The following is a 23,308-nucleotide window of genomic DNA, read 5'->3' as shown; positions in this document are numbered from 1 at the left end:
CGAAAGATCGGAGGGGTCTCGTTCGCCTGACCCCGACGTCCGGATCCGCTCGAGGCCGGGGGACGAGAGAGCCGTCCCGAATCGCGAGCAGCAGCGGTGGCGCTCAGGCCGTGGGGGAACCTGCCTCCGAAACGTGGGCCCGTGCTCGACCAACCTCCAACCCGGTGGCGCTCAGGCCGTGGGGGAGACCTGCCCCCGAACGTGGGCATCGACCCGAAAGGAAGAAAGCTCATGCAACGACTCAAGATCCGAACGAAGAGACAGCTCGATGCCCAACATGCCGCCGACCGGGCGGTGCTCGCCTCCCGAGCCCAGCGGGCCGAACGGGCCAAGGCCGCCGCGAGCGAGCCGCCGACCATCCGCCCGCCGTCGCCCGAGGAGATCGAGCGGTTCGCGGTGGGTGGCTGCGGCACGGGCTGCCAGCCCAGCCCCAACACGGCCACCTGCCAGCCGCAGGTGCCGATCTGCCGGCCCACGTCGATCAACGACTGCTACCACGAGGTCGCCAGCAAGCACGGCTGCCCCCTCAAGGTGACGTCGGGCGGGGTGCAGCGGGTGGACGGGCAGAACCGCATCGAGTTCCGGGTGGAGCCCACCCAGAGCAACTACTTCTTGCCGATCGCGGTGCGGCTCTCCGGGCGGGGGAGCACCGACCCGGATCAGATCCGCGTGTGGCTCTTGACCGCGGTGATGGTCAAGAACCACCCGCAGGAGAACTACCACCAGCCCAACCCCGACGCGTCGACGGTGGTGGGCGTGGAGTCGGTGGCCTACGACGGCAAGACGGCCGGTGACGTGCCGGCCTTCGAGGTGGCGTGGGGTCCGTTCTCGCGGGCGGCCCAGGCCGACAACCTCGTGCTGGTCGGGTGGAATCCGTACGCGGCCGGCATGTTCCTCAACGCTCGCGCGGAGCTTTGGGGATACGAGATCGAGGCGCTGCCGCAGGGGTGGAAGTGTGGACACCACCCCGGACGCCTGCCGCAGCCGGCGATCGATCCGTCACCGGCGGCCGTGCCCTGACGGGTGCGTGACCGAGTGACCACGACGGCCGCGCGCGCTGGTGCGCGCGGCCGTACCCAGACCCGAACGCGGACGACTGCCGACTACCGATCCAAGGACCGACGCCATGAACCAGACCAACCACGAGCCCCACGACCCACGGCTGGGTACCGCCTACGTCTCGCGCCGCACCGCGCCCGGGGCCGAGGTGTTCGGGGTGGTGTCGGACGATGGCACGGCGGCGGGCCTGCGTCCGATCGCCACGCGCGTGGGCTCGTGGTCCAGCGAGTGCCCGACGGGCGAGCACCTTTGGATGGTGGGCAGCACGGTGCAGGAAGCTCTGCGCTGGTCGCTCGTACCCGTGGGGCCCGCTGGTGTGTCGGGGCTCGATCCTTCGCGGAGATCGGTGATGCGGCTGCGGATCACCACGACCGACTCGGCCCGCGGCACGACCTACGAGATCGACCTGGGGCAGTCGCTGGAGCTCTACGCCGAGGCGCTGCAGGTCGAGCTCTGGGCGCCCGAGGGGGCTGTGCTCATGGGCACGCAGCAGCCCGTGGCTCCGCAGCAGGGGCTGCTGTTCGAGAGCCAGGCGCTGCTACGGATGATGCGGCTCGAGGTCTCGCGCGGGGTCTTCTCGGCACTGCTCACCGATTCCTTCTACATCCCCGCTGGTCAGCCGCACATGCAGCGCGTGCCCGCGGGGGCGCGGCGGCTGACGGCCTATCCGTCGGCGGTGGGCCTCGGATCCGTGTGGACGTGGCTGCGAGGCGACCCGGCCGCGATGGCGGTGCCGTTGGGTCTCGTGGCGTGGTCGAGCGACCAGCCGCGCATGGAGATCGACGTGCCCTCGGCCACCCACCTGCGGATTGACCCGGCCGCTGCGGCGCGGCTCTACACCGTCGTTTGGACCATCACCCCGTGAAGGGAGCGCGCACGTGTACCAGGTGTCACTACGGTTGGCCGAGATCCCGAGCCAGAGCGTGCTCGAAGGCATGCTCGACGTGCTCGCCGAGCACAACTGCCGCTGGTACCTGCGCCAGTGGGCCGCGCACCGCGAGCCGCCATCGAGCGCGGCGGCGGCCGGGGTGCGGTGGCATCCCGACGCGCCCGCGGTCGAGGCGGTCTTCCAAGATGCGCCGCTGGTCTTCGCGCGCAAGTGGGCCTCGTGCGGGCCGATCGCCGCGGTGTCGGTGGGCCATGCCCGCGCGCTCGACCAGCTCCGCGGAGTGGTGGCCGCACGAACCCGCGACGAGCACCGCGTGGTGCTGCTGTCCCAAGACGCGCTGGGTCGCGGACGACAGTGGCACGCGTATCACCTGGCCGGTCATCGGCTGATCGACCCAACCGAACGAATGAGGCGTGTATGAGCAAGCGACGACGACGATGGGGCCTTCTCGGCCTGATGGGCTTGGGCGGCGGGCTGCTGGCCGTGGGCGCACTGGCCTCGGACGGCTCGAGCGGTGGCGGCTCGAATGGCTCGGGCAACGGAGGCTCGGGCTCGGGCGGCGGATCCGGTGGCGGAGGCGCAGAGCCGGACGATGGCGGCGGGCCGAGCTCGGGCAGCGGCGACCTCCCTCCGCCGCCCGAACCCGACGATCCGTTCGGCGATCTCCCGCCACCGCCTCCGCCGGACGACGACGAGCCGGATCCGGAGCCCGAGCCGGAGCCATGGCAGCCGGGCAAGCACATCGGTGGGGGCAAGGGAGGCGGCGGGACCACGCCCACGCCCAAGCCCACCGCGCCCGGCACTACCGATGGGCCCAAGCCGCCGATCGACACGCCCGAGGACGACCCGGTGCTCCCGGAGCCCGAGCTCGAGGACGACCCACCGTGGTCCGAGCTGCTCGACGAGTACCCGCGTGGTGGCACGTTCTATCCGGTCGTCGAGAACGACCGCTTCGGTGGGACCAACTCCACCTACTCGATCGCCTACCGGTACCTGCTCTCCGAGGCGTACCTCGCGGCGATCGAGGTAGGCGGCCTCGACGACGAGGACGCGAGCGTGTGGGCGCTGGCGATCGCCAAGCAGGACAAGCTGCGGCTGCGAGTCATCGATCTGATCCAGTGCAGCGGGTGGAACGATGCGATGTACGGGGCCAACCCCGTCACCGTCTCGCACGCGAGCAAGCACGGGCGGTCGATCCTGCTGCGGCCCGTGCACGGCCCCTCCGCCGAGCGGATCGAGGATCACTTCGCGCCCTTCCGCAACATCACCATGGCGGGCAACCCCGCAGACCCGGACTACCGCGACTATGAGCTGCTGTGGATGCCGCCCGTCGATCGCGAGGTGCTGTGGGAGTCGGCCGGCCAGGTGCTCACGACTACGGGGATGGAGTGGGAGGACGGGTCGTCGATGGAGAACCCGCCGCCGTGGGTGATGTGGCTGGGGATCGACGACCTGAGCGGCGCGCTGGTGGGTGACTTCGGCTGTCCGGGCTCGGACGGCGAGCTTGAGGTGGAGTGATGGTTTGCGGCGACACATACGCGCATCTGTTGGTGACCGAGGACGGCAAGACCCCCGACGACCCCTGGGACTGGCGTGCCGGACCGGGCGACTACGACGAGTGGTACGACGTGGCGCACGTCGTCGGCCGGGAGGTCTTTCGGCGCTGGAACTGGCTGCTGTCCATCGAGGACAAGCTCGCCAAGCTCGACGAGCCGCCCGTCGACGGTCCGTACCCCGAGCGCGACGAGCTGCTGGCGCAGCTCCAGGGGTTCGCGACCAAGCTCGAGTCGCTGCCGCACGTATTGCTCGATCCGAGCGCCGTGTTCGAGCTGAGCTGGGAGCCCGGGATCAAGAAGGCGATCGAGGTGGCGCGCGAGGGCACGTGCGTGCTCGAGCGGCTCGACGCGGCGACGGCCTACTACAAGCGGCCGCCGCTGCCGAGCACTCACAAGAAGCGCAAGCCCGAGGCCGGCGGGCGAGGCTGGGGCGCGGTGGTGATGACCGGCGCGTTGGCGGTGGGCGGGGTCTGGTGGTGGCGGCGACGTGGTCGCGAAAGGGAAGTGCGATGATCTGCGGAAGCTCCTATGCACACTTGCTGGTGACCGAGGACGGCAAGACGCCGGCCGATCCATGGACGTGGCCGCCGACGATCTTCGACTACGACGAGTGGTACGACGTGACACATGCCGTCGCCCGCGAGGTGTTCCAGCGCTGGCAATGGCTGTTGGCAATCGAGAACGACCTCTCCCGGATGGAGGAGCCGCCCGTTCCCGGGCCGTACCCCGAGCGCGACCAGCTCCTGTTCTTGTTGCAGGACTTCGCGGGCAAACTCGATGGTGTAGGCCACCCGCTCAACCCGTTCGACATCGACGGGATGTCGTGGGAGCCGTCGATTCGCGAGGCGATCGCCGTGGCCGAGGACGGCACGTGCTTGCTCGAGCGGCTCGACGCGGCCGCGGCCTACTACCAGCGCCCGCCGCTGCCCGAAGTGCACTCGCCACCCGAGCCCGACTCGGATGATGCGGGCTCGGGCGACGACCAGGCCGGCGGCGGCCTGGGTGGGGTGCTGATGACCGGAGCGTTGGCGATGGGCGCCGCGCTCCTTTGGCGACGACACAAACAACGAAAGGGACGAAGGACACGACGATGACGAAGCGCAAGAGCAACAAGGGTTTGGCCATCGCGGCCGGAGTGGGGGCTCTCTTGGCCCTCGGTGGGCTGGCCTCGGCGGCCGAAGGCGGCGGCGGGCTCGTGCCCGGTGGCGGTGGGCCTGGTGGAGGCGGCGGTTCGGGCGGAGGCGGAGGCTCGGGCGGTGGCTCGACCGACCCGTGGACACCGGGGCCGGGCGGCAAGGGCAAGGTGTTCGGCGGAGGCTCGGGCGGCTCGCAGTCGTGGACCGACTTCGACTTCGGCGGCAACGGGCTGTGGATCGCCCCCGAGTGCGACGGCGTGGTCGAGGGCGCGCTGTTCCGACCGGGCAATGATGCCTTCGTCGTCAACGCGGTCGAGCCGAGCGAGTACGAGGGCTACGAGGTGGGCAAGGAGCTCGAGGCGGTCTTGAAGTTCGCGTACGACAACACCGTGGCGGGCTTCATCGACTGGTACATGAACGGTCGCGAGCTGCCCACGGTGCCGATCTTCGAGGCGTGGGTCGAGTCGTACTGGACCGAGCGCGGGTGGCCCAAGCCGCTGCCGGCCACCCGGAGGATCACCGCGGAGCTCCTGCGACAGGCATCGGCGATGTCGCTGCCGGACGCGCCCACCTGCATGGACGTCAATCCCGTGGACTGGGGAATCGGGCTCGTGGACTGGGTTGGGGACTTCATGCTGTGGCTCGACCTCTACCTTCACGAGTGGTGGTCGGACGAGATCGCCTTCGAGCCGGGAGTGTGAGCGCCATGATTCCACTGTGGATACCCGTGGTCGGGCTCGGGGCGCTTTGGCTGACGCTGTCGAAGCGGTCGGGCTCGAACCTGCCGGGCGGCGGCAAGATCGTCGATCGACGCAAGCATGCGCGGCTGACCGATGATGCGGCGTCGCACACCCGCACGCGCAAGGCATCGGACGTGCGCGCGCTGGTGCTGCACCAGATGGGGTTCTCGCGCGGCAACGACCCCAAGCGCTACGACGGCGTGACCGCGCACTACGTGGTGCTGCCCGATGGCGGGATCTACTGGCTGCACGACCACACCACCCGGCTGCCGGCGTCGGGTGGGCTCAACTCCGAGAGCGTGGCCGTGGAGTTTGCCGGCAACCTGCCGAGCCGGGCCGGGAGCACGAATCCCGATGCGTTCTGGGGCGCGGACAAGTTCGGGATGGACCAGCTCGAGCCGGCGCAGATCGAGGGCGGGCGAGCGCTGGTGGATGCGCTGCGGCGGCAAGGATGGCTCACGCACATCTACGCGCATCGGCAGGGCGGGCCCAACCGGGAGAACGACCCCGGGCCGGACGTGTGGCGGGAGGTCGGCATGTGGGCGATCCGCAAGTATGGGCTGCAATGGGGCGGCGAGGGCTTCGCCGTCAACAAGGGCAAGCCGATCCCGGCGCACTGGTGGGGGGCGGTTGCATGAGTCGGCGGAACAGCAGTCCCGTGTCGTGGGGGGTGGCGGTCGTGGCGGGACTGGTCGCGGTCGTCTCGATGGCGGGCACGGCGAGCGCGAACTCGGGTACCGCGTCCGGCGACGGTGCGTATCGGGTTGCGGCCGTGCGGGGGTTGGCGGCCGAGGCCGGCCTGCCTCCGGCGTGGGGGGACTTCTTTGCGCTGGTGGCCTGGCGCGAGAGCAAGGGCAACCCTCGGGCCGTCAACGATTCGGCGAGCGAGGCCGCGGCGGCTGCGAAAGCGTTCGACCGCAACCGCGAGCGCTATGAAGGATGCGGGCACCCCGACGCCGCCTACATCTTCGGCTCGGGTGGGTGGTTCGGGATGCTTCCTGCGAATGGCCTGGCCCAGCTCGGCGAGGAGCTGTACTGCCTGCCGCCGTCGTCGGTGCTCGAGCCGCGGGTGGCGTTGGCAATGGCCGTGGGCTTCGCCCGTGGGCTGATGCGCTGGGACGGTTTTGGGAAGGTGCCGACGTGGCTCAACCTGCGCGCCATGTGGGGTGCGCCGGCCAAGGGTGGTGACTTGGCGTTCCTGGCCAAGGCCCGGGTGGAATTTGCCAAGGACGCGGCCGAGGTGGGCTTGCCCGCGTCATGGATCGATGGACGGCCGTCGTCGCTTTCGGTGACGGGGGCCGAGGTGTTGGAACGACTGCAAACGGTGTGAATGAACGGAGGACGACATGAAGACGAGTGTGAAGTGGGGAATCGCCGCGGCCGTGGTGCTGGGCGTGGGGGTGGTCGCCATGGGTAGCGCCAGCGCTGCGACCGAGGACGACCCGAACAAGGGCAAGGGCCTGCAGGACAGCGGCGTGCGCCACGGGATCCGCTACGAGGGCTGTGATCACTTCGAGCTGGTCGACCCCGACGCGATCGAGGCGTGGGGGATCGACAACAAGCTGAAGTTTGCCAAGTGGGCGCTCAAGCTCGATGAGCTGAAGGCCAACCCGGAGCCGGCGATCGTCGAGGCGCTGACGCTGCTGTTCCCCGAGTGTCCCTGGCCCGCGCCGAGCACCACGACCTTCGGGCCGGAGAAGATGGGGTGGACCGAGGCGATGGCCATGGCCAAGGAGGCGATCGCCAACCTCGACTTGGCCGTGAGCGGTGGGACCGATGGGGCGACGGCGGCCGCGGGCTGGCTGCTGCGGCTGGGGTTGCAGCGAGCGCTCGGGTTTGGGCCTGGGGTCCGGTCGCGACGAGGGGCGCGGAGGGGACGGCGATGAGCACCCAAGACGACGGCGAGGGTCTCGCCGAAGTGTTCGTGAAGGGCATCGTGTTCACGTTTGGTGCGGCGCTGGCGGGGCTGATCCTCCGCCGGGTGTTTCGGCAGAAACCCGAGGTGGTCGTGGTCGCGGTCTCGGCCGACGAGCTGGCGCGCGCGGGCGAGCTCGATGGCGATGGAGAGGTCGAGGTGGATCTCGACGACCTGGGCGAGGAGGACGACCGGTGACGCTGCTGACCGGCACCGTCGTGGGTGTGGGGCTCACCCTGGCCGTGCTCACGCTGGCGCGTGGGTCGGGAAAGGGGGCTGCGGTCGGGGCGATCCGCCCGGCGTGCGGGGTGTCGATCGTGCTGTTCGAGCCCGACGGGGTGGAGTCGACGCTGCTCGACCAAGCGACGGGCGGGCACGGGTTCTCGCACGTGGCGCTCGACGGGTGCGAGGCCGACGACCAGGGACGAGCGCTGCTGATCGACTGCCGGCCCGGGCTGGGGGTGGCGCGGGTGCTCGAGGCCGAGTACGGGGAGCGCGGGCGGGTGCGGGTGTGGCTGCCGCTGTGCGAAGGGCGGGGGCTCTACGGGTGCGTTCGCGGGCGGGTAGGTCAGCCCTACGATGTGCTCGGGTTGATCGTCCCCAAGGACGGGCCTGTGGGCGGGCTGGTGTGCTCGCAGTTGGTCTACGAGTGCCTGCCCCGGGCGCTGCGCGGGCGGGTGCCCGCGTGGCCGAAGGGGCGGCCGGTTGCACCGAACGACCTCGCACGAGGGTTCGGGGCGGTGCTCGGTGGGAATGACGTGGTGCTTTGAACAAGGAACGAGGTACGTGATGAGCAAGTGGCTATGGTTGATGGGAGTTGCGGGAATCGGGACGGTCGCGCTCGCGGCTGGGAGCTCGACGAGCCCGGCCGGCAACGGTGGCTCGAGCAGCGGCGGCGGGAGCTCGGGCGGTGGCGGTGATGCTCCTGTGCCTGGGGGTGGTGGTGGCGAGACGCCCCCGCCAGGGGGCGGCGGGACGCCCGAGCCCGGCGGAGGGCCCACTCTCACGCCCACCGAACCAAAGCCCGTTGGGCCCAAGCCCGCCCAGCCGTGGCTCCCCAAGCCCTACGACGAGTACACGCGTGGGCCGTACACGATCGACCTGACTGGGCTGTCGACCGGAGTCAGGTGGCGGGTCTACGCGACCGCCGAGCACCCGGCCACCGAGACCGAGAAGGACGCGGTCAAGCTCGGGGCTGGGATCGAGGAGAGCGACGAGGACGCCCGCGTGGCCGCCAATGCCTACGTGGACGCGCTCGGCGTGCTGCCGGTCGAGCCCTTCTTCCCGATGCCACCCAAGCCGCAGCCGGACCCGCCCGGGGCGGAGGCCGGGCTCGACGGGATGGCACCGCCCGAGGCCGGACCCGCCCCCGGGCCGCTGTACGTCAAGGGCAACGGCGACGTTGGCTTCGAGGCCGGCCCTTCGACTGCCTCGTTGCCGACGATGGTCCAACGTCACGGCCTGAACGTGTGGGACGACTGCACGCGGATCACCGTCGACAGCATCGTCTCGTGGATCGCGTGGGCGGAATCGTGGATCCGCAACCGAGTGAGGACCACGCCCCGAGTGAAGCTGGTCCAGGGGCTGCTCGAAGCGAGCTTCCCGAGGTGCACGTGGGACCTGGCCAGGGTCCGCGTGGCCAACGGGCGGAGCCTTCTGCAGCAGCTCGCGGTGGTGGACGCCAAGTACTTCGCGCCCGTGCGGGCGGGCAAGCCTTGGCCGCCGCAGTCACCGTGGCAGCCGCTGCCACTCGAGCGGGCGGTGGCCGAGCTCGTAGGCGAGAAGGCGCCCCCCGTGGTGCCGCCGGAGTTTGCCTACCTCGGCTACCACGTCGAGGTCGAGCAGAGCCCCGCGGGGTGGGTCTGGAAGGCGTGGCGACGAGGGAAGCAAGAAGGCGCGGCGGATCTGCAAGGTGGCCCTGAGCGGGGCTGGCAAGCGGCGGTCATCGCTGTCAAGGCGAGTCTGGCGGCACAGCCGGGGTAATTCGTGACGGGCACACCTTTGCGAGGGGCTCGCAGCGGTCGTGTCCCTCTGCGCGGATGGCCAACGGGCGGGCCACGTTGGCCACTCTGACGATGAAGAAATCCGCGAGATCCTGAGACAGAAGTGGGCGCTCGGCAGCAGCCATCGCGACGTGGCGTGCAGCCTCGGCGTGAGCGTTGGTGCCGTGAGTTCGGCGGTTGCCCGGGCCACGCATGCTGGTCTGACGAGGAGTGACGTCGAGGCCCTCGGCGAGGTCGAGCTTGAGCACCGGCTCTTCGGCGGCGACGTCGAGCCCGGCGCGTTGCGGCCGCTGCCGAACTTCCAGTACGTGCATGCGGAACGTCGCCGACCCGGCGTGACGCTCAAGCTACTCCACCTCGAGTGCCTGCAGTCCATGCAACCACCGTAGGTCGGGCTCGTCTGGCCATCCAGCGGCAAGGCGGCCAGACGCGAACGAATGTCGGATGGAGGATGGATGGTCGAGTATTGAGTGTTGCCGGGACGCGCGGTCGCTGGGCCTCAGGGTCCACGCCGGCGGAGCCTCGACGGGCGCTTCTGCAGGGGCTGTCCCCCGCACGTGGGCAGCCTTGCAGGCTAAATTACGGAAGGTGCGCTGGACAAGCGGCGGGCTGTGGTTCATATCGCTACCAGCGATGGGCACTGAACAACGCTATACGCACCCACATCTCGCCCCCATTCTTGACGCCGACAGTCCCAGCGCAGTGCTCGTCGCCTGGCAGGGGGAGACCCCGCTCGGAGCGTGGCCCGAGGACGGCAAGGATGAGTTCGTCGAGGCGCTCCTGTGGGACGCGGAGAAGAAGGGACTAGTGCGTGACGAACGCGGCAATCATCCCGAACTCGCGAGTGACATCGAAGGTCGCATGGGCAAGCAGGAGTGGCTTGCCGGGCTGAGGTTCGAGCGTTTGGATACTTGCGCAGGGCTCCGCCTCCGAGAGAGGATCCTGCAGCGGCAGCTTGAGGCGACCGGCAAGCATCCGATGCAAACGGCCATGGGCCGGCAGCTTGAGAAAGTGGCAGACGAGCTTGGGAGGGTGGGGCTTATGCGTCCAGCCAGCTCCCCGAATCAGCTCGGCACGCTGGTGGAGTTCGTCCGCGGCCTCGCACGCGGAGGCAACGAGCAGGGGGAGGGGGCAGACACGCTCGCGGTGCTCCGCCTTCGAGTGGAGGCTCTGGAGCAGAAGCTTGTGAACCTTGGCAAGGTTCCAGTTCAGACACCCACGGGGCCACAGCTCAAGAAGGTCGCCGAGGAGCTCGAGGACGCGGCCAAGGGGATTCCCACCCGACGGACCGGGTTTGAGTGTGCGGCACTGGTGGACCTGCTCCTTAGGTTCGCCCGTGTGAGCTGAACACACCACGAGGGCGGACCGGGAGCGAAGAGCCACGCAAAAAATCGCAATGGCTCGCGGGCCTCTCCGCTTAGGCTATCAGCCTGCTTGCGCCCGTCCACCAGCTGAGTGGCAACGAAGACTCGCACGCTCGGCGGCCAGCTCAGCACGAGGCGTCGTCCTCCACCGCGAGGGCGAGCCGTCGCAGCAGCTCGATCGACTCCCGCACGCGCAGCACCCGACCGCTGAGCAGGACCAGCTCGAGCACCGCCGACTCGCGTCGCGGCACCTCGACGAACGTCGGCCCCGCGGGCTCGTCCGCCCACGTGTCACTCTCCGCTTCGAACCTCCGACGCCAACGCTGTAGGCGCGTCGATCCCCTCGCGCGAGGCGAACGCCTCCGCCGTCAGCCCTGACCGCGCCAGGTCATCGAGGGCCGCGCGGGCCTCGACCTCCGTCCACTGGCGCCGCGTCGTGTACGACCTCTCCTACCGCTTCGGCATCGTCGACTCCTCGTCGCACGATGATCCGTCGCAGCCGGATCGTCGGCCGTCTACACGTCGTTGCTGGAGGGGTTACGCTGGATCTCCTCCTTGTCTACCAGCGGATAGCCGACAACAATCGCCCGTCATGAGTCATTCGGATGAAGCGCACGAGAGCCTCACCCTCGAGGACCAGGCGCTAGTTGCTGAACTGCACCACCTCGCAGCGGCCCTACGCAAGTCTCCCGCGCAGCTGCTTGCCGACAGCGTCCGCCAGAACCTGCACTCGCTTCGAGCCGCGGCGATTCCTGAGCCAACGCCCGGAACCATCGAGACCTTTGTTGGAAGCGACGATCGACGGGAAGCGGAGAAACTCGCCGTCGCGACTGCTCTGCTGCTTCGATCCCCCTCGGAAGGTGAACCCCCTTTCATGGACCGCTCCGAGTTCGGACAGGCAACGATGCGCCTTGTCCGAGTTGGCGCACACATGCTCGCGGATGAGCAGCTTCGGGCCTTCTACAAGGAAGCCCATCAGCGCAACGCCACATGGGCCTCATTCCCGCAGGAGCTACAAGACCTTGCCCTCGGGTTCGACGACAGCCAAGCGGTTGCTCCGCTGGCCATGTTCGAGCCCTCGGCCATGGAGCTGACCGTCACCTTCAATGTCCACGGGCGGTTCGGCTTTCCGGAAGACCGCGTCGTGGAGCCCTTCGGTGGAGCGACCCACATCCGACTGATCGCGGGCCGAAGCAGGGTTCAGGACTCAGGGGCGAGTGAGCTCATCGGTGTCGAGGTCACCGTCCCGATCAACCCCGGGCACCCTCTTCGGCCTAAGGGGCTGATAGACAACACGTTCGGCGGCCCCTACTGGCTTCCGCATCTGATCGTCGATGAGCAGCGGCGGTGTTCCCGGTCTCCCGAGCTCGACCAAGCGATCGAAATCCTGGATCACATGGTTAGTGTCTTGCGCCTAACCGGCCGGCGCGTGGCCTTCGAGCCCTACGCGGGAGACCTCGGACCACCGTGGGTCATGTGGCTGGTCCTTCGGTTTCCGGACCAAACGGTCATCAGGCGAGTAGTCCACGGTCTGTACGGGTTCATGACGACAGCGGCAATGTCGCACAAGGAGCTTCTGGACGGACTACCGCTCGAGCAGCGACTGTTCGCCGATTCGTGGGAGAAAGCCCGGGACATTTGCGCGGTCCTGGCCGAAGCCGGCTCAGTGCGGCTCTTCGAGCAGTTCCGGCGCAACGCCCTCGTCCTCGAGTCGCGTTTCAATGGGCCCAGCGAGCATGACCCCAGAGTGAGAACGCTGGGCAGAGCAGCCAATAAGCTCGCCTTCCGCTCCTTCGTCGAGCGCATATGGCGAGAGCAGCCGGCCCCCGAAGATTTTGCCCCGACGGACGAAGGCTTTCCCATGACGTCCAACGACCTTCCTCGGACCGCCGAGGAGATCATCGAAGCCATTCCCAGGCTCCGCAACGAAGCCTCCCATTGCGCCCGCTGGGATGAGGACGGCAACGGCCTAGCCGGGGACGAGTACGGACTGCGTGTCCATGATGTGAAGCACCGCGAGAGGTTCGCCAGGATGTTCCCGATCTCGCGGCGCTTGGCGCTGGGTGTCCTTATCGATCTAGTTCCGGCGTTCAGGGAGCGCACCGAGGCGGACCTACGCACACTACTTGACCTATGGTTTTCCGAAGACTTCAGCACGGATGTGCATCTTCGGCGCACACAGGCGAGGCTGATTCTCCGTCGCGCTCGAGTGGAGAAGGAGTCTGATCCCCGGCTCCAGCGTTTTCTGGCCGAGCGCGTCCGGGAGCGGGAGCCGTCCGAGGGTCCGGCACTGGCCGAACTCTGCCCGGCCGTCGGAGGCGAGGCGCTGGACGCCCTCTTCGAGAGCCTGGCTCATGAACCGCTGGATTCGCTGTCTTGGTCAGCGGTGCGCTCCCTCCTTCATGCGGAGACGACCCGGCAGCGCCTGGAGTCGATACTTCCGACGCTTCCCAAGGCCGTCGCCCAGTTCAAGGAGCAGACCGACCGCGATTCGCATGAATAGAGCATGCTGCAGCCGTCGTGTGGTTACTCTCTGCTCTTCATGAGAGTCGCGTGCAGCGTCTCGATCGTGCCCGGCGAGATCCTCTCGAGATATGTCTCGAGAGTCGCCGGCGTTCGACGCATCCGTGCCGCAGAACCTCTCATAGCCGCGCGAGTCGGCGAGCTTCTGAGCCAAGGTCACGTAGTCGCACTGGTTCATGTCCTTGATGAGGAACGCGCGCAGACATTGCTCCGCCGTCATGATCTGATCGCGAGGCGACACCTCCTCGATGTCTTTCGCCATCGCCGCGACCAGTTCTGGTGCGTCGCGCAACACTGCGTCGATCTCGACAAGCTCCTCGGCTTGCCGTGGGCCATACTCGCGGTGCCGATACGGCCCTCGTCGCTGCCGCCATCGATTTCTTCGGCCGCTCATGACGGCCTCGTCGACGCTTTCCTCTTTAACCTCAACGCCTTGGCCAGCTTGCCGTTCATCGGACCACGGTACAAAAGCCACGGCGCGCCACCGAAATTCTGTGGAAGCGCGCGTGCTTACCCATTTCAGGGCAGGATGTAGACTAGAAGTAGTAGCGAATTTTGAACGAGAAGTCTCCGTGCGGCAGGTGGGGTAGCACGAGGTACGGCGACCACGAGCCCTCGAACATGGTGTCGAGCGGGGCCTTCTTCCAGTGGATGCCAAGACCGAGGATGGGCGCGCGCAAGAGCATCGCCACACCGCCGCCTCCGCGGTGGTAGTAGTAGTCGCGACGGTCGTAGCACTCGTCGTAGCGGGGATGGCCGGGATCGTAGTAGCCGCCGCAGGCACCGTGGTAGCCGTGATAGTAGCCGGCCCAGAACGCCATCCCGATGCCGAGGCCGAGGTAGGGCACCAAGTCGATGGTGGAGTTGGAAACGAACGTACCCGGGTGCCACAGGTAGTCGAACCCCAGGCGCCCGTGGCCGTGGTGGAGCGGTGCCCAGCCCAGGTCGCCCTGGATCGAATGGTTCGGGGCCATGAAGTACTTCATGGACGCGCCCATGGGATCGCCGAGGCTCAGGCCGATGCCAAAGTTGCCGCCTCTGCCCCGGATCTTCTGTCCCGGGGTGGGCGCCGCCTGGGCCTCGCTGGCGAGCGCGAGGCTCAAGAACCCAACCCCGGTCGCCAACGCAATGCCCCACCCATGTGCTCGAGTCGATGCCGTCATCGTGATCCTCCCATTGCCGTTCGGCACGGCCCGCAGGCCTGGTCCTGGTCGCTGCACTGGTTGTAGGCCCCCTCGCACTGGCGGTGCCCATCCTCGCAGTAGACGTCGGGTGCTTCGCAACAGCTCGAGCCAAGAGCCGTGCCGAGGGGCAGGAAAACCGTCAGTGCCGCGCGTACGGTGATGGGCTCATGGTATGGCCTATCGCGCATGTCGTCGACATTGGAATCAGTGACACGGACTCGGTCCAACACATCTGTGCCCGAGTTTTCGGGTCACGTTCACTCCAGGTCGGCCGCGACTCGCTCGCCGTCCGATGATCCAAAGCGCCACGTCGAGCGCTGGCACCACACGGGCTCGCACAACCCTGGAATCGACTCCCCGGTTGTGGTCCAATCAGACGATGCTGAGCCGAACGTGCTCCATTCCTCTTGCGGGCTGGGCTCGGTCCACGCTCTCGACCAGCGCCTTGCTCGTGCTTGCGCTGTCTTGTCGAGGCGACGAGGGCAACGAGGGCGATCCCAGCCAAACCTCCGAGGTGGGAACGTTCTCCGGTCGGTTCGACAACGTCGTCACCGGGTTCAATTTCCCGTTCGACATCGCGATCGCGCCGGGCAAGCCGCACCCCGACGACGCCGAGGAAGATCCCGAGGCGGCCGACGATCTCATTGCGCCGGGCGTGATCGTGGTGGCCAATTACGGCACCTCGGAGCTGATGCTCGCAGGCGATCCCACCGACGAGGGCGGCGGCCAGGCCCGCTCGCTGCTCGACGGCACATCGGTCGATCTGCGAGGCGCGACGGCCGTGTCCATGACCCCCGATCGCTTCGTGTGGGGCACGTTCGAGCAAGGCGGAGAGGGTGACGGCGGTGCCATCGTGGTGCTCGAGCCGGTGGAGGGGCGGCGTGTGCAGTTGCTCGACGGCACGCTCGACCGCGACGCGTTCCGCAACCCCGCCGGCGTCTGCTTCGGCGGTGCGATCGAGGACGACGAGGGCAACCAGGCGGAGTGGTTCTGGTTCTTCGTGAACCTCGGAGACGGCACGGCGTGGCGGGTGAACGCACGCGACACCATGGGCACCGACCCCTCACTCACACGCGTGGGCGGCGGGCTGGCGATCGGCACACCCGGTCGTCCCGGCAGCCCGGGCAACGAGATCACCAGCTCGAACGACCTGCCTCAGGATGGCGCGCGCGGCTGTGCGTTCCACGACGGCAACCTCTACGTCGCCGACGCCCAGAACGCTCGGATCGTGCGATTCGACCGCGCTCACGATGGACGTGATCTCGAGCCGGTCGTGTTGGAAGACACGCCACCGGAGCTGGTAACTTACCCCACCGACGTGACCGTGAACTCCGAGGGCGTGCTCATCGTGATCAGCTACGACAACGCCCACGCGTTCGTGACGTTGGAGCTGCCCTACGGTGGGTTCCTGGACAACGGGCTACACGATCTCAACGTCAACTCGGGCAACTACGGTACCGCCGTTGCATCGGAGACGATCTGGTTCACGCGCGCCAACAACAAGAACGGCAGCCTGCGTGCCATCACGCCGGACCACGATCACACACCCGAGACCTACGAACCGTTCTTTCCGCAGTGATCGCGTGGTGGAAGCCACGTGGGCGGGTGGGTCACTTCCGCTTGCCCTTTCCCTTGGCCCCCTTGCCCCCCTTGCCCCCCTTGCCCCCGCCGTGTCCTCCGTGACCGAGGCTAGAGCTGGTGATGTGGATCGTGCTGCCGCCCCCGTGCGCATCGATCACGACCGCGTCGCCCTTCCCATGGCCATGGCCCTTCGCCTTCCAGTGCCCGTGCTTGAGGTGGCCGGGTGGGATCCAGTGCCCGTGATCATCCACGGTGTACACCCCCACATAAACCGACCGATCGACGGCGAAGACCCACGAGAGGAACACGCTGCCGTCGACCACCACGCCAGCCTTGAGCTTTACCGGCACGACGTGGGTGTACACGTGAACGTCGTGGTGGTGCACCACCGCGGTGTATCGCGTGCGGATCTCGACCTCGGGCTTCGTGGAATGGCGAGTAAACGTCGTGGTGGCGAACACGATGGCCGCGTCGACGGAGCCCGAACTCGACGGAATGACCCGTAGCTCGAGCACCACGTCGCCGTCGGCCTCTGCGTGCTCCTCTACCTCCACCACTTGCACGTGATCGATCGTGCCGTCGGTGTCGATGTCGATGTGGTTGATGCCACGGTCCTCGTCGTTGATGATCACCTCGAGCTCAGCCGCCGACTCGATCTCGCCCTCTTCGACCACACTGGCGACGGCTTCGAGGTCGAAGTCCTTGGCGTCGATCTTCGTCTCGACCGCCGCGTCGGCCTCGACGTTGGCGACCACCTCGACGTTGGCCCGCGCTTCGGCACTGGCAGCGGGGATCGGCTCGGCTTCCGCGTCACATCCGGCCACGAATAGCCACAGGCTGGTCAACGCCACTGCGGTCGATTGCGAAGAGTGGTGCCTCATCATCGTGCGTCCTCCTCGGTGCTCACCGAGGCCCGTCGTGACGTGGACCGAGCCTGCGTGATGCAATTCCAAGATCGACCCGAGGCGCAGCTGGTCCACCGGATTCTGCGCAGCTTTCGTGGTGAGCCCGCCTACGTGCGGAGCAAACGTGAGGAGTAGAGTACGGCAAGGACGACTTGGAATGGTCGCGCACGGCGCGGTCCAAGCTCCACGATGGCGTTTGCCGCGACAGGACTCTTGCTCGGTGGGCTGCTCGCAATGGCCCCGGCCAAGGTGGAGGCCGAAGGCTCGGTGTCGGCCTCCACCCGCAGCGGCGCGTCGGCCGAAGGGCGGGCCAACGCCTCGGGCAAAGACCAGCCGATGCGACGCTGGGCCCCCGAGCGCAACATGTTCGAACTGGGCGTGTGGGGCGGCGTGCTCGTGATGAACCGCGAGCATGAGCTCTACGACCCGCGGGTTGCCCCGCACCTACGCTACCGTCCGGCGGCCTTCGACCTGGGCCTGCGCTTCGCCTACTTCCCGCTGCGGTGGCTTGGCGGCGAGCTCGAGGTGGGGGTGATGCCGACGCGCAACGACGCGGACGCCCGCACCACGCTCTACACGGTGCGCGGGCACGGGATCTTCCAGTTGCCGTGGTGGCGCCTCACGCCGTTTCTGGTGGTGGGCGGCGGAGGTATGGGTGTGGCCTCGCGGCCGAGCGCGCTCGGCAACGACATCGACGCGTCGTTCCACTGGGGGCCGGGCGCAAAGTTCTTCATCAATCGCTGGCTGGCCGTGCGCCTCGACCTGCGCCATCTAGTGGGCGCGCGCCGAGTCGTCAACAACGGGGCGGCGAGTCACTTCGAGGCGCTCCTGGGGCTCTCGGTCACGCTCGGGCGCGGCAAGGACGGCGGCTCGGGCTCGTCGGGTGCATCGGACTCGGGAGGCGATCCCGATCACGACGGGTTCTACGGCGAGGACGATCGTTGCCCCGAAGAGGCCGGCGTGTACCCCCACGGCTGCCCGGGCTCCGACGGAGACGGCGATGGCGTGGCCGACGAGAGCGATGAGTGCCCCGAGCAACCCGGCCCCGGCCCAAGAGGGTGCCCGGCCGCGGACGCCGATGGCGACACGGTGGCAGACACCGAGGACAAGTGCCCCCAGGAACCCGGGGCCAAGCCCGACGGTTGCCCGCCCGACACCGACGACGACGGCGTGCCCGACCCGAAGGACGGGTGCGTGGACGTGGCTGGCGATCCGCCCAGCGGCTGCCCGCCCGACGCAGACGGCGACGGCGTGAGCGATGCGACCGACGAGTGTGTCAAGAAGCCCGAGACCCACAACGGCTACGAGGACGAGGACGGCTGCCCCGACGAGGTTCCCGAGAAGCTCACCGGAGTGACCGGGGTGATGCCCGGTATCACGTTCGAGACCAACAGCGCCAAGATCACAAAGGAATCGCGACCCACGCTCGACCAGACGGTGGCGGTGCTGAAGGCCAACCCCAAGTACGACGTAACGATCGAGGGGCACACCGACGACCGCGGCAGCCGCGAGCACAACCTGGCGCTGTCGCAGAAGCGGGCCGATGCGGTGGCCGACTACTTGGTGAAGCACGGGGTCTCGTCAGATCGCGTGCACACCAGGGGGATGGGCCCCGACAAGCCAGTGGCGGACAACTCCATCGCCGAAGGGCGCGCCCAGAACCGGCGGATCGAGTTCAAGCTGCGCAAGCGCGTGGGCCGAAGGAAGGGAGCACGATGAACATACGCTGGATGGTGATCTGGGGCGCAATGGGATCGCTCTCGAGCATGGCCTCCGAGGCCGCTGCTGCTTGCGACCAGGACCAGGGGTGCAGCGGAGGGCCGGCGCGGATCATGCTGATCGTCGATGCCTCGTCGGACACGCTCAACGTCGGCGCCGCTGCCGGTGGCGAGGGGCTCTCCGCGTGGGATGTGATCCGTGAAGTGTCGGCCGGTGAGGGCGACACGCTCTATGACGCGCCGGTGGAGCCGCCGGGCCCGGTCGCCTCGCAGGTAACCCACTTTGGCTTGGCAGTGTTCGGCGACGACATGCCCGGTCCGGGCGAGGCCGAGATCCTGGTGGACTACGCTCCGTGCTCCGAGCCACGCGTGGAATGGTCCCTCGATCCTCGCAGCTCGTGTCTCGAGCCGGGTTGCAGCGATCCGTGGGCGGGACCACCGATCACGTGGACGCGCCAAGACGGTAGCGAGATCGACCCGCCCGGTTTTGCCGAAACCACGTGGAGCCACATGCCTCGCTGCGACGGCAACGGCGTGGCATGCGAGGGGTCGGGTCGCTTCGTGGAGCTGGCGATCGAGGAGATCACGAGCCACCGCCCCGCGTACGCCGCCACGACGCCCTATGTCGAGGACGCCTCGACACACTACGTGAACGTGCTCGTGATCACCGGACCCTATGACGGCACCGACGCCGACGTGCAAGTCGCATTGGAGGACGCCTTCGACGCGGGCATCCCAACGTATGTGGTCGCATACGGGGAGCTGGCCGCCATGCCCACGCCTGGATTCGCTGAACAGCTCGCGACCATGGCCGAGTGGGGCTCGGGCGGCACACTCACGCATCGTATGGCAGCCAACGCTGGCCAGCTCTCGAATGCACTACGCGAGATCATCGCTGACCTGGACCTACCCTGCTGCGCGACGATCGACTGCTCGCATGTGGGCGGGGCAGACTCGGGGGCCGACGGCACCGGCACTGCGGACCCCGACGCCGGAGCCGACTGGGGGGGCGGTGTCGACGGAACGGTGGGTGACGGCTCGGGCAGCGCCAATGGCGGCAGTACGACCGACACCGCCGGCGAGATCGACGATGACGGCGGCTGCACCTGCCGATCGGGATCGACGAGTGCACCTGCATGGTCGTGCCTCGCCGCGCTCGTCCTGCTACGGCGCCGGGGTCATCGTCGCGTTCGCCAGGACTGCTCGATCGACGAGGGCTCGTCAGGAGCGATCGCGAACGCTGCGCTCGTCGGGCGCTGATACTCGTCGGCGCCACGCCTGCGTACAACGCTGTCGAGGCCAACCCGTGGCTCCTGCCTCGGAGCAAATCCATCGCAGACCCATGGATCGGGTAGCCATCGCAACGCGAAAGCCCGCTCCAATGCCAGTTGGGCCTCGTTTGTGAGAGACTCAAAGGAGTGCGCCTTTCTGCTTCGCAACATTGGGCCGTGCCATGTGTGATGACGCTGTGGCTCGTTGGCTGCACCGAACCTCCGAGCGTCGTGAGTTCCTCGGGAGGCGGCCCCGACACCGAGACAGCCGCGACCAGTTCCACCACGGATGCTTCGGCCACGGCGGCGGCGGACGGTACCAGCACGACGAACGAGACGGCGACCACTGTGCCGCTGGACGACAGCGGGACGACGACCTCTACGACGGAGGATCCATCGACCACGTCGAGTAGCTCGGGGGACCCGACCACTACGGGGATGGAAACCACTACGGGTGGAATGGGTGACTGCCATCCGCTGCTGGTGGAGGTGTACTACGACACGCGAAGCGGCGAGGACCAGGAGCAGTGGGTCAAGCTATACAATGCGTGCCTTGGTGACATCGATCTTGGCGGCTATAGCCTGGGGTGGAGTGGAGCCTCGGACACGTCGGGTACCATGGACCTCTCGGGTACGATCCTCGCGGATGGCTGCTTCATCGTAGGGGGGCCCATGTCCACCAGCGAGAACGATAATCCAATGCTCGACCTCGCGATGGACTTCAATCCCGACATCGACAAAGCGAACGACCCGGGCAACCGGGTGGCGCTGTTCCTCGGTCCGGCGGTCGCCATCATGCCCGCCACGGTCCCGGTCGATGCCGTGATCTACGGCAACAACAACGATGAGATGCTCGTCGACGCCGAGGGCGGCATACCAGCGCCCCACGTAGGTGATGCGGGGGATCAGAAGTCCATCCGCCGCACCGCGGTGGCGGGGCCAACCTGGATCATCGAGAGCAACCCCGAGCCCAACGTGTGCCCGCCGTTTTGACGTAACGACGGGTGAGCCCCTGCTCCACGATGGCCGCGAGTCCGACGATGCCAAGCGGAACCCCGGTGATGCCGCGGGCAACTCGTGAGCGGAGTCGTATCGCATCGAGCCCGGCCTCCGCACCGGGCGATCCGGCTGCGGCTGGGTGCCATCGGCCTCGGGCGTGAGCGCTTCGATCCCCCGGGAATTGGCGACGACAGCCGTCACGCCCCGACGCTCCCCCGTACGCGGTCTCGTCGACGTGCGCGACCGAGCAGACGACCATGCGAGCCCTACGGGATCGGTCCCGAGCACCGAGCGCGGCTTTGACCTCGGGGCCTGATGTCGTCCCCGAACGTTCGCCGAATTCTGAGCGCCTCTCTCAAGCGGTCGCTGACAAACACGGGTCTCCCGCCACACGTCGAGCCCACATCTCTCTCGCAGTTGAGCTCGCCCTGCTGATGCGATCATCATTGAGCACCCGCTCGAGCTGCGCACGGTCACCCACGACGGGCGCCTACAAACTCCGGCTCGTACCGAGCCCGCGGGTCGAGTGAGCTCGGCCCGGTTGCGGCTAAGGCAATCACTTCCTCGGGTGAGCGTGCTTCATGTTCCGAGAGGCGATGAGCGGTGCGCGCAACCGCGAGTCGCTGGTCACTTGTGTTCCACTGCCGGCCACGCCGTCCCAAGTCGTGCGGATGGGCGACCCCGGCGTCCCGGTGTTGGCATTTTGGAAATTCGATCATCGCGGGCTTGCCCCTTCGCACCGCTGGAGCAGGGTGGCAACGGAGGTGATGATGGTAGGTCGACCGTTGCACGCAGAAGGTGGTCGTGGCCGGTTCCTCGATGCCTTGATCCCCACATGGGCGTGGTCGTCGGGTGCGCATCGGCTGGCCATGCTTGGTTCTCTTGGCGCCACGCTCACGATCGCCACGCTCGCGCTGCTGTTCGCTCCGGCGTGCGGCGGTGGCCCCTCCGCGGCCGAGGTCGCGCCACGCGGAGGCATGGCATCGCCACCACCCCCGGTCACGCTCGCGGACGAGGTCGTACAGCTCCGCGGGCAGGCCGTCGCGTTCGATCCTTCTACGGGGGTCGGCACGCTGCCCGGGCGCTCCGGGGTCACGCCGACCGGCCAGGCCGTGTACTCGATCCCGCTCGACGTTGCGCCGGGTGTTGGGGCGATGACTCCCGAGCTGTCGCTCGAGTATCGAAGCACCACGCAGGACGGTCCACTGGGCGTTGGGTTCTCCCTTGGTGGGATCGCCCCGCCGATCCGCCGCTGCAATCGCACGCTCGCGCTCGACGGTACGAATGGCCCCTTCGAATTCGAGCAGGCCGATCCTCTCTGTTGGGGCGACGAGCGCCTGGTGCTGGTCGCGGGCGTGCATGGCCTCGATGGTGCTGAGTACCGCACGCGTCGCGATCCGTTCGCGAAGATCGTCGGGCACGCCAACACCAACGCTCGCGACGGCTACTTTGAGGTCTTCACCAAGGATGGCCGGATCCTCACCCTGGGCGAGCCCGGTGCCATGCTGTTCCACGAGATCGACGGCGATCCCGTGCCGTGGGTCTGGGCGCCGCGCCGCACCGAGGATCGGTTCGGCAACGGCATCGAGTACCGGTATCACGCTCCCAAGCCCGCCGGGGGCTCCGATGCGTACACGTTGCAGCTCTACGAGATCGCCTATGCGGGCAAGGGCTCGGAAGCGAGCCGACGACACGTTCGCTTCGACTATGTCGCTCGCACCGATGTCTCGTGGGGCTATGTGGCGGGCGTGGTGCAGGGTCGCACCGAGCGGCTCGAGACGATCACCATCGAGGGTCCCTACGCGCAGTTGCTCGCGACCTACGTACTGAACTACGACCTCGACCCGCTCTCCGGCCGCAGCCGGATCGAATGGGTCAAGAAGTGCGATGCCGCGGGCGCATGCCTGCCCCAGACCACGTTCGAGTGGAGCGCTCCGGGCGGGGCCCCGGGTTCGCTTGCGATGGGCTTCGTGCCGTACGGCGTCTTCCTCGGTCCCGACGCCGAGCTCGTCGATGATCCGGTGCCGTTCGCCAGCTCGCCCACGCGCCTGGTCGGCGACTTCGACGGCGACTCCGACCACGACCTGCTCTACTTCACCGACGCGGGCTGGAGGGCCTGGGACGGCACCTCGCAGCTCGACCTGCTCGACACGCCGGTCGTCGTGTCGTGGCCCACGGTGCTGCCCGAGGGCGATGCGTACGTCGAGGCGCTCATCGAGGCCGAGGTGGACGCGGCTCTGGCCGCGGTGCCAGACGACGAGGAACTCACCGCCGAGGAGGAGCAAGCCATCATCGATTCCGCCGCTGCGACGCACCTCGACCGGCTCCAGCCGGGGTTCTCGATCATGGTGATCGAGGCCAACGGCGATCTACGCGATGATCTGCTGATCCCTCGACGCGACCTCACGGGCGGGCCATGGGTCGACGCATGGGGGTATCGCTTCGCGAAGGAAGTGGTCGTGGCC

General features: G+C 68.0%; 25 protein-coding genes. 22 read left to right on the top strand and 3 right to left on the bottom strand.

The window, feature by feature from the left end:
• Positions 1-231 precede the first annotated feature (231 nt).
• The 15 genes from OEB96_RS01020 to OEB96_RS00950 all read left to right on the top strand — a co-directional run bounded on the left by OEB96_RS01020 (position 232) and on the right by OEB96_RS00950 (position 10,645).
• Positions 232-1,020: a hypothetical protein gene (locus tag OEB96_RS01020; protein ID WP_266213504.1), complete on the top strand. Its 789-nt coding sequence runs from the start codon at positions 232-234 to the stop codon at positions 1,018-1,020.
• 106 nt (positions 1,021-1,126) lie between these two features.
• Entirely contained in the window at positions 1,127-1,924 is a 798-nt protein-coding gene (locus OEB96_RS01015; protein ID WP_266213503.1) for a cupin domain-containing protein, read from the top strand.
• Positions 1,925-1,937: 13 nt separating this feature from the next.
• Positions 1,938-2,369: a hypothetical protein gene (locus tag OEB96_RS01010; RefSeq protein ID WP_266213502.1), complete on the top strand. Its 432-nt coding sequence runs from the start codon at positions 1,938-1,940 to the stop codon at positions 2,367-2,369.
• Positions 2,366-3,466 (top strand): hypothetical protein, encoded by a 1,101-nt coding sequence (locus OEB96_RS01005; RefSeq protein WP_266213501.1) that lies wholly within the window; start codon positions 2,366-2,368, stop codon positions 3,464-3,466. Before OEB96_RS01010 ends, OEB96_RS01005 begins: the two co-directional genes overlap by 4 nt.
• Complete coding sequence (locus OEB96_RS01000; protein WP_266213500.1) at positions 3,466-4,017, top strand: hypothetical protein; 552 nt, start codon at positions 3,466-3,468, stop codon at positions 4,015-4,017. The genes OEB96_RS01005 and OEB96_RS01000 overlap by 1 nt, the downstream gene beginning before the upstream one ends.
• Positions 4,014-4,598 carry a hypothetical protein gene (locus OEB96_RS00995; protein WP_266213499.1) on the top strand — a complete coding sequence of 195 codons (585 nt, stop codon included), beginning with the start codon at positions 4,014-4,016 and terminating at the stop codon, positions 4,596-4,598. The genes OEB96_RS01000 and OEB96_RS00995 overlap by 4 nt, the downstream gene beginning before the upstream one ends.
• Positions 4,595-5,341: a hypothetical protein gene (locus tag OEB96_RS00990; protein WP_266213498.1), complete on the top strand. Its 747-nt coding sequence runs from the start codon at positions 4,595-4,597 to the stop codon at positions 5,339-5,341. Before OEB96_RS00995 ends, OEB96_RS00990 begins: the two co-directional genes overlap by 4 nt.
• A gap of 5 nt (positions 5,342-5,346) precedes the next feature.
• The gene (locus OEB96_RS00985; RefSeq protein WP_266213497.1) at positions 5,347-6,018 is read left to right on the top strand and encodes an N-acetylmuramoyl-L-alanine amidase; all 672 of its coding nucleotides are present in this window, start codon (positions 5,347-5,349) and stop codon (positions 6,016-6,018) included.
• The gene (locus OEB96_RS00980) at positions 6,015-6,710 is read left to right on the top strand and encodes a hypothetical protein (RefSeq protein ID WP_266213496.1); all 696 of its coding nucleotides are present in this window, start codon (positions 6,015-6,017) and stop codon (positions 6,708-6,710) included. Before OEB96_RS00985 ends, OEB96_RS00980 begins: the two co-directional genes overlap by 4 nt.
• Positions 6,711-6,726: 16 nt before the next feature.
• The gene (locus OEB96_RS00975; protein WP_266213495.1) at positions 6,727-7,266 is read left to right on the top strand and encodes a hypothetical protein; all 540 of its coding nucleotides are present in this window, start codon (positions 6,727-6,729) and stop codon (positions 7,264-7,266) included.
• Positions 7,263-7,493 carry a hypothetical protein gene (locus OEB96_RS00970; RefSeq protein ID WP_266213494.1) on the top strand — a complete coding sequence of 77 codons (231 nt, stop codon included), beginning with the start codon at positions 7,263-7,265 and terminating at the stop codon, positions 7,491-7,493. Before OEB96_RS00975 ends, OEB96_RS00970 begins: the two co-directional genes overlap by 4 nt.
• Positions 7,490-8,065, top strand: a complete 576-nt coding sequence (locus OEB96_RS00965; protein WP_266213493.1) for a hypothetical protein — start codon at positions 7,490-7,492, stop codon at positions 8,063-8,065. Before OEB96_RS00970 ends, OEB96_RS00965 begins: the two co-directional genes overlap by 4 nt.
• Before the next feature lie 19 nt (positions 8,066-8,084).
• Positions 8,085-9,278, top strand: a complete 1,194-nt coding sequence (locus OEB96_RS00960; RefSeq protein WP_266213492.1) for a hypothetical protein — start codon at positions 8,085-8,087, stop codon at positions 9,276-9,278.
• Positions 9,279-9,318: 40 nt separating this feature from the next.
• Positions 9,319-9,687, top strand: coding sequence for a hypothetical protein (locus tag OEB96_RS00955; protein WP_266213491.1), 369 nt, complete (start codon positions 9,319-9,321; stop codon positions 9,685-9,687).
• A gap of 244 nt (positions 9,688-9,931) precedes the next feature.
• Entirely contained in the window at positions 9,932-10,645 is a 714-nt protein-coding gene (locus OEB96_RS00950) for a hypothetical protein (RefSeq protein ID WP_266213490.1), read from the top strand.
• A gap of 142 nt (positions 10,646-10,787) precedes the next feature.
• Here the strand turns inward: OEB96_RS00950 and OEB96_RS00945 are convergent, their stop codons facing one another.
• Positions 10,788-10,913, bottom strand: coding sequence for a hypothetical protein (locus tag OEB96_RS00945; protein WP_266213489.1), 126 nt, complete (start codon positions 10,911-10,913; stop codon positions 10,788-10,790).
• A 341-nt stretch (positions 10,914-11,254) separates the two neighbouring features.
• Between OEB96_RS00945 and OEB96_RS00940 the strand changes: the two genes are divergently transcribed.
• The gene (locus OEB96_RS00940; RefSeq protein WP_266213488.1) at positions 11,255-13,165 is read left to right on the top strand and encodes a hypothetical protein; all 1,911 of its coding nucleotides are present in this window, start codon (positions 11,255-11,257) and stop codon (positions 13,163-13,165) included.
• A gap of 3 nt (positions 13,166-13,168) precedes the next feature.
• A complete protein-coding gene (locus tag OEB96_RS00935; protein WP_266213487.1) occupies positions 13,169-13,720 on the top strand; it encodes a PIN domain-containing protein in 552 nt (183 codons plus the stop codon).
• A 1-nt stretch (position 13,721) separates the two neighbouring features.
• Here OEB96_RS00935 and OEB96_RS00930 read toward each other — a convergent pair whose 3' ends face one another.
• Positions 13,722-14,348, bottom strand: coding sequence for a hypothetical protein (locus OEB96_RS00930; RefSeq protein WP_266213486.1), 627 nt, complete (start codon positions 14,346-14,348; stop codon positions 13,722-13,724).
• A 400-nt stretch (positions 14,349-14,748) separates the two neighbouring features.
• Here OEB96_RS00930 and OEB96_RS00925 point away from each other — a divergent pair, with 400 nt between their 5' ends.
• Positions 14,749-15,948 carry an NHL repeat-containing protein gene (locus OEB96_RS00925; protein WP_266213485.1) on the top strand — a complete coding sequence of 400 codons (1,200 nt, stop codon included), beginning with the start codon at positions 14,749-14,751 and terminating at the stop codon, positions 15,946-15,948.
• A gap of 31 nt (positions 15,949-15,979) precedes the next feature.
• Here the strand turns inward: OEB96_RS00925 and OEB96_RS00920 are convergent, their stop codons facing one another.
• A complete protein-coding gene (locus OEB96_RS00920) occupies positions 15,980-16,834 on the bottom strand; it encodes a hypothetical protein (RefSeq protein ID WP_266213484.1) in 855 nt (284 codons plus the stop codon).
• 255 nt (positions 16,835-17,089) lie between these two features.
• Between OEB96_RS00920 and OEB96_RS00915 the strand changes: the two genes are divergently transcribed.
• From OEB96_RS00915 to OEB96_RS00900, 4 genes are all read left to right on the top strand, one after another.
• The gene (locus OEB96_RS00915; protein WP_266213483.1) at positions 17,090-18,574 is read left to right on the top strand and encodes an OmpA family protein; all 1,485 of its coding nucleotides are present in this window, start codon (positions 17,090-17,092) and stop codon (positions 18,572-18,574) included.
• On the top strand, positions 18,571-19,833 hold the full coding sequence (locus tag OEB96_RS00910; protein WP_266213482.1) for a hypothetical protein: 1,263 nt from the start codon (positions 18,571-18,573) through the stop codon (positions 19,831-19,833). Before OEB96_RS00915 ends, OEB96_RS00910 begins: the two co-directional genes overlap by 4 nt.
• Before the next feature lie 449 nt (positions 19,834-20,282).
• Positions 20,283-20,837, top strand: coding sequence for a hypothetical protein (locus tag OEB96_RS00905; protein WP_266213481.1), 555 nt, complete (start codon positions 20,283-20,285; stop codon positions 20,835-20,837).
• Between the two features lie 875 nt (positions 20,838-21,712).
• A partial coding sequence (locus tag OEB96_RS00900) for a SpvB/TcaC N-terminal domain-containing protein (RefSeq protein WP_266213480.1) occupies positions 21,713-23,308 on the top strand: 1,596 nt, incomplete at its 3' end.

The sequence above is a fragment of the Paraliomyxa miuraensis genome, from assembly GCF_026337845.1.
Lineage (GTDB): Bacteria > Myxococcota_A > Polyangia > Nannocystales > Nannocystaceae > Paraliomyxa > Paraliomyxa miuraensis.
The sequence above is the reverse complement of the archived record's forward strand: the minus strand, read 5'-3'. Positions and strand labels throughout refer to the sequence as shown.

What these genes read in the sequence shown, in the direction of transcription:
- OEB96_RS01020 (WP_266213504.1), top strand. Translation starts at nt 232, where the DNA reads ATGCAACGACTCAAGATCCGAACGAAGAGACAGCTCGATGCCCAACAT.
- OEB96_RS01015 (WP_266213503.1), top strand. Translation starts at nt 1,127, where the DNA reads ATGAACCAGACCAACCACGAGCCCCACGACCCACGGCTGGGTACCGCC.
- OEB96_RS01005 (WP_266213501.1), top strand. Translation starts at nt 2,366, where the DNA reads ATGAGCAAGCGACGACGACGATGGGGCCTTCTCGGCCTGATGGGCTTG.
- OEB96_RS01000 (WP_266213500.1), top strand. Translation starts at nt 3,466, where the DNA reads ATGGTTTGCGGCGACACATACGCGCATCTGTTGGTGACCGAGGACGGC.
- OEB96_RS00995 (WP_266213499.1), top strand. Translation starts at nt 4,014, where the DNA reads ATGATCTGCGGAAGCTCCTATGCACACTTGCTGGTGACCGAGGACGGC.
- OEB96_RS00990 (WP_266213498.1), top strand. Translation starts at nt 4,595, where the DNA reads ATGACGAAGCGCAAGAGCAACAAGGGTTTGGCCATCGCGGCCGGAGTG.
- OEB96_RS00985 (WP_266213497.1), top strand. Translation starts at nt 5,347, where the DNA reads ATGATTCCACTGTGGATACCCGTGGTCGGGCTCGGGGCGCTTTGGCTG.
- OEB96_RS00980 (WP_266213496.1), top strand. Translation starts at nt 6,015, where the DNA reads ATGAGTCGGCGGAACAGCAGTCCCGTGTCGTGGGGGGTGGCGGTCGTG.
- OEB96_RS00975 (WP_266213495.1), top strand. Translation starts at nt 6,727, where the DNA reads ATGAAGACGAGTGTGAAGTGGGGAATCGCCGCGGCCGTGGTGCTGGGC.
- OEB96_RS00970 (WP_266213494.1), top strand. Translation starts at nt 7,263, where the DNA reads ATGAGCACCCAAGACGACGGCGAGGGTCTCGCCGAAGTGTTCGTGAAG.
- OEB96_RS00960 (WP_266213492.1), top strand. Translation starts at nt 8,085, where the DNA reads ATGAGCAAGTGGCTATGGTTGATGGGAGTTGCGGGAATCGGGACGGTC.
- OEB96_RS00950 (WP_266213490.1), top strand. Translation starts at nt 9,932, where the DNA reads ATGGGCACTGAACAACGCTATACGCACCCACATCTCGCCCCCATTCTT.
- OEB96_RS00940 (WP_266213488.1), top strand. Translation starts at nt 11,255, where the DNA reads ATGAGTCATTCGGATGAAGCGCACGAGAGCCTCACCCTCGAGGACCAG.
- OEB96_RS00935 (WP_266213487.1), top strand. Translation starts at nt 13,169, where the DNA reads ATGCTGCAGCCGTCGTGTGGTTACTCTCTGCTCTTCATGAGAGTCGCG.
- OEB96_RS00930 (WP_266213486.1), bottom strand. Translation starts at nt 14,348, where the DNA reads ATGACGGCATCGACTCGAGCACATGGGTGGGGCATTGCGTTGGCGACC.
- OEB96_RS00925 (WP_266213485.1), top strand. Translation starts at nt 14,749, where the DNA reads ATGCTGAGCCGAACGTGCTCCATTCCTCTTGCGGGCTGGGCTCGGTCC.
- OEB96_RS00920 (WP_266213484.1), bottom strand. Translation starts at nt 16,834, where the DNA reads ATGATGAGGCACCACTCTTCGCAATCGACCGCAGTGGCGTTGACCAGC.
- OEB96_RS00915 (WP_266213483.1), top strand. Translation starts at nt 17,090, where the DNA reads ATGGCCCCGGCCAAGGTGGAGGCCGAAGGCTCGGTGTCGGCCTCCACC.
- OEB96_RS00910 (WP_266213482.1), top strand. Translation starts at nt 18,571, where the DNA reads ATGAACATACGCTGGATGGTGATCTGGGGCGCAATGGGATCGCTCTCG.
- OEB96_RS00905 (WP_266213481.1), top strand. Translation starts at nt 20,283, where the DNA reads ATGGAAACCACTACGGGTGGAATGGGTGACTGCCATCCGCTGCTGGTG.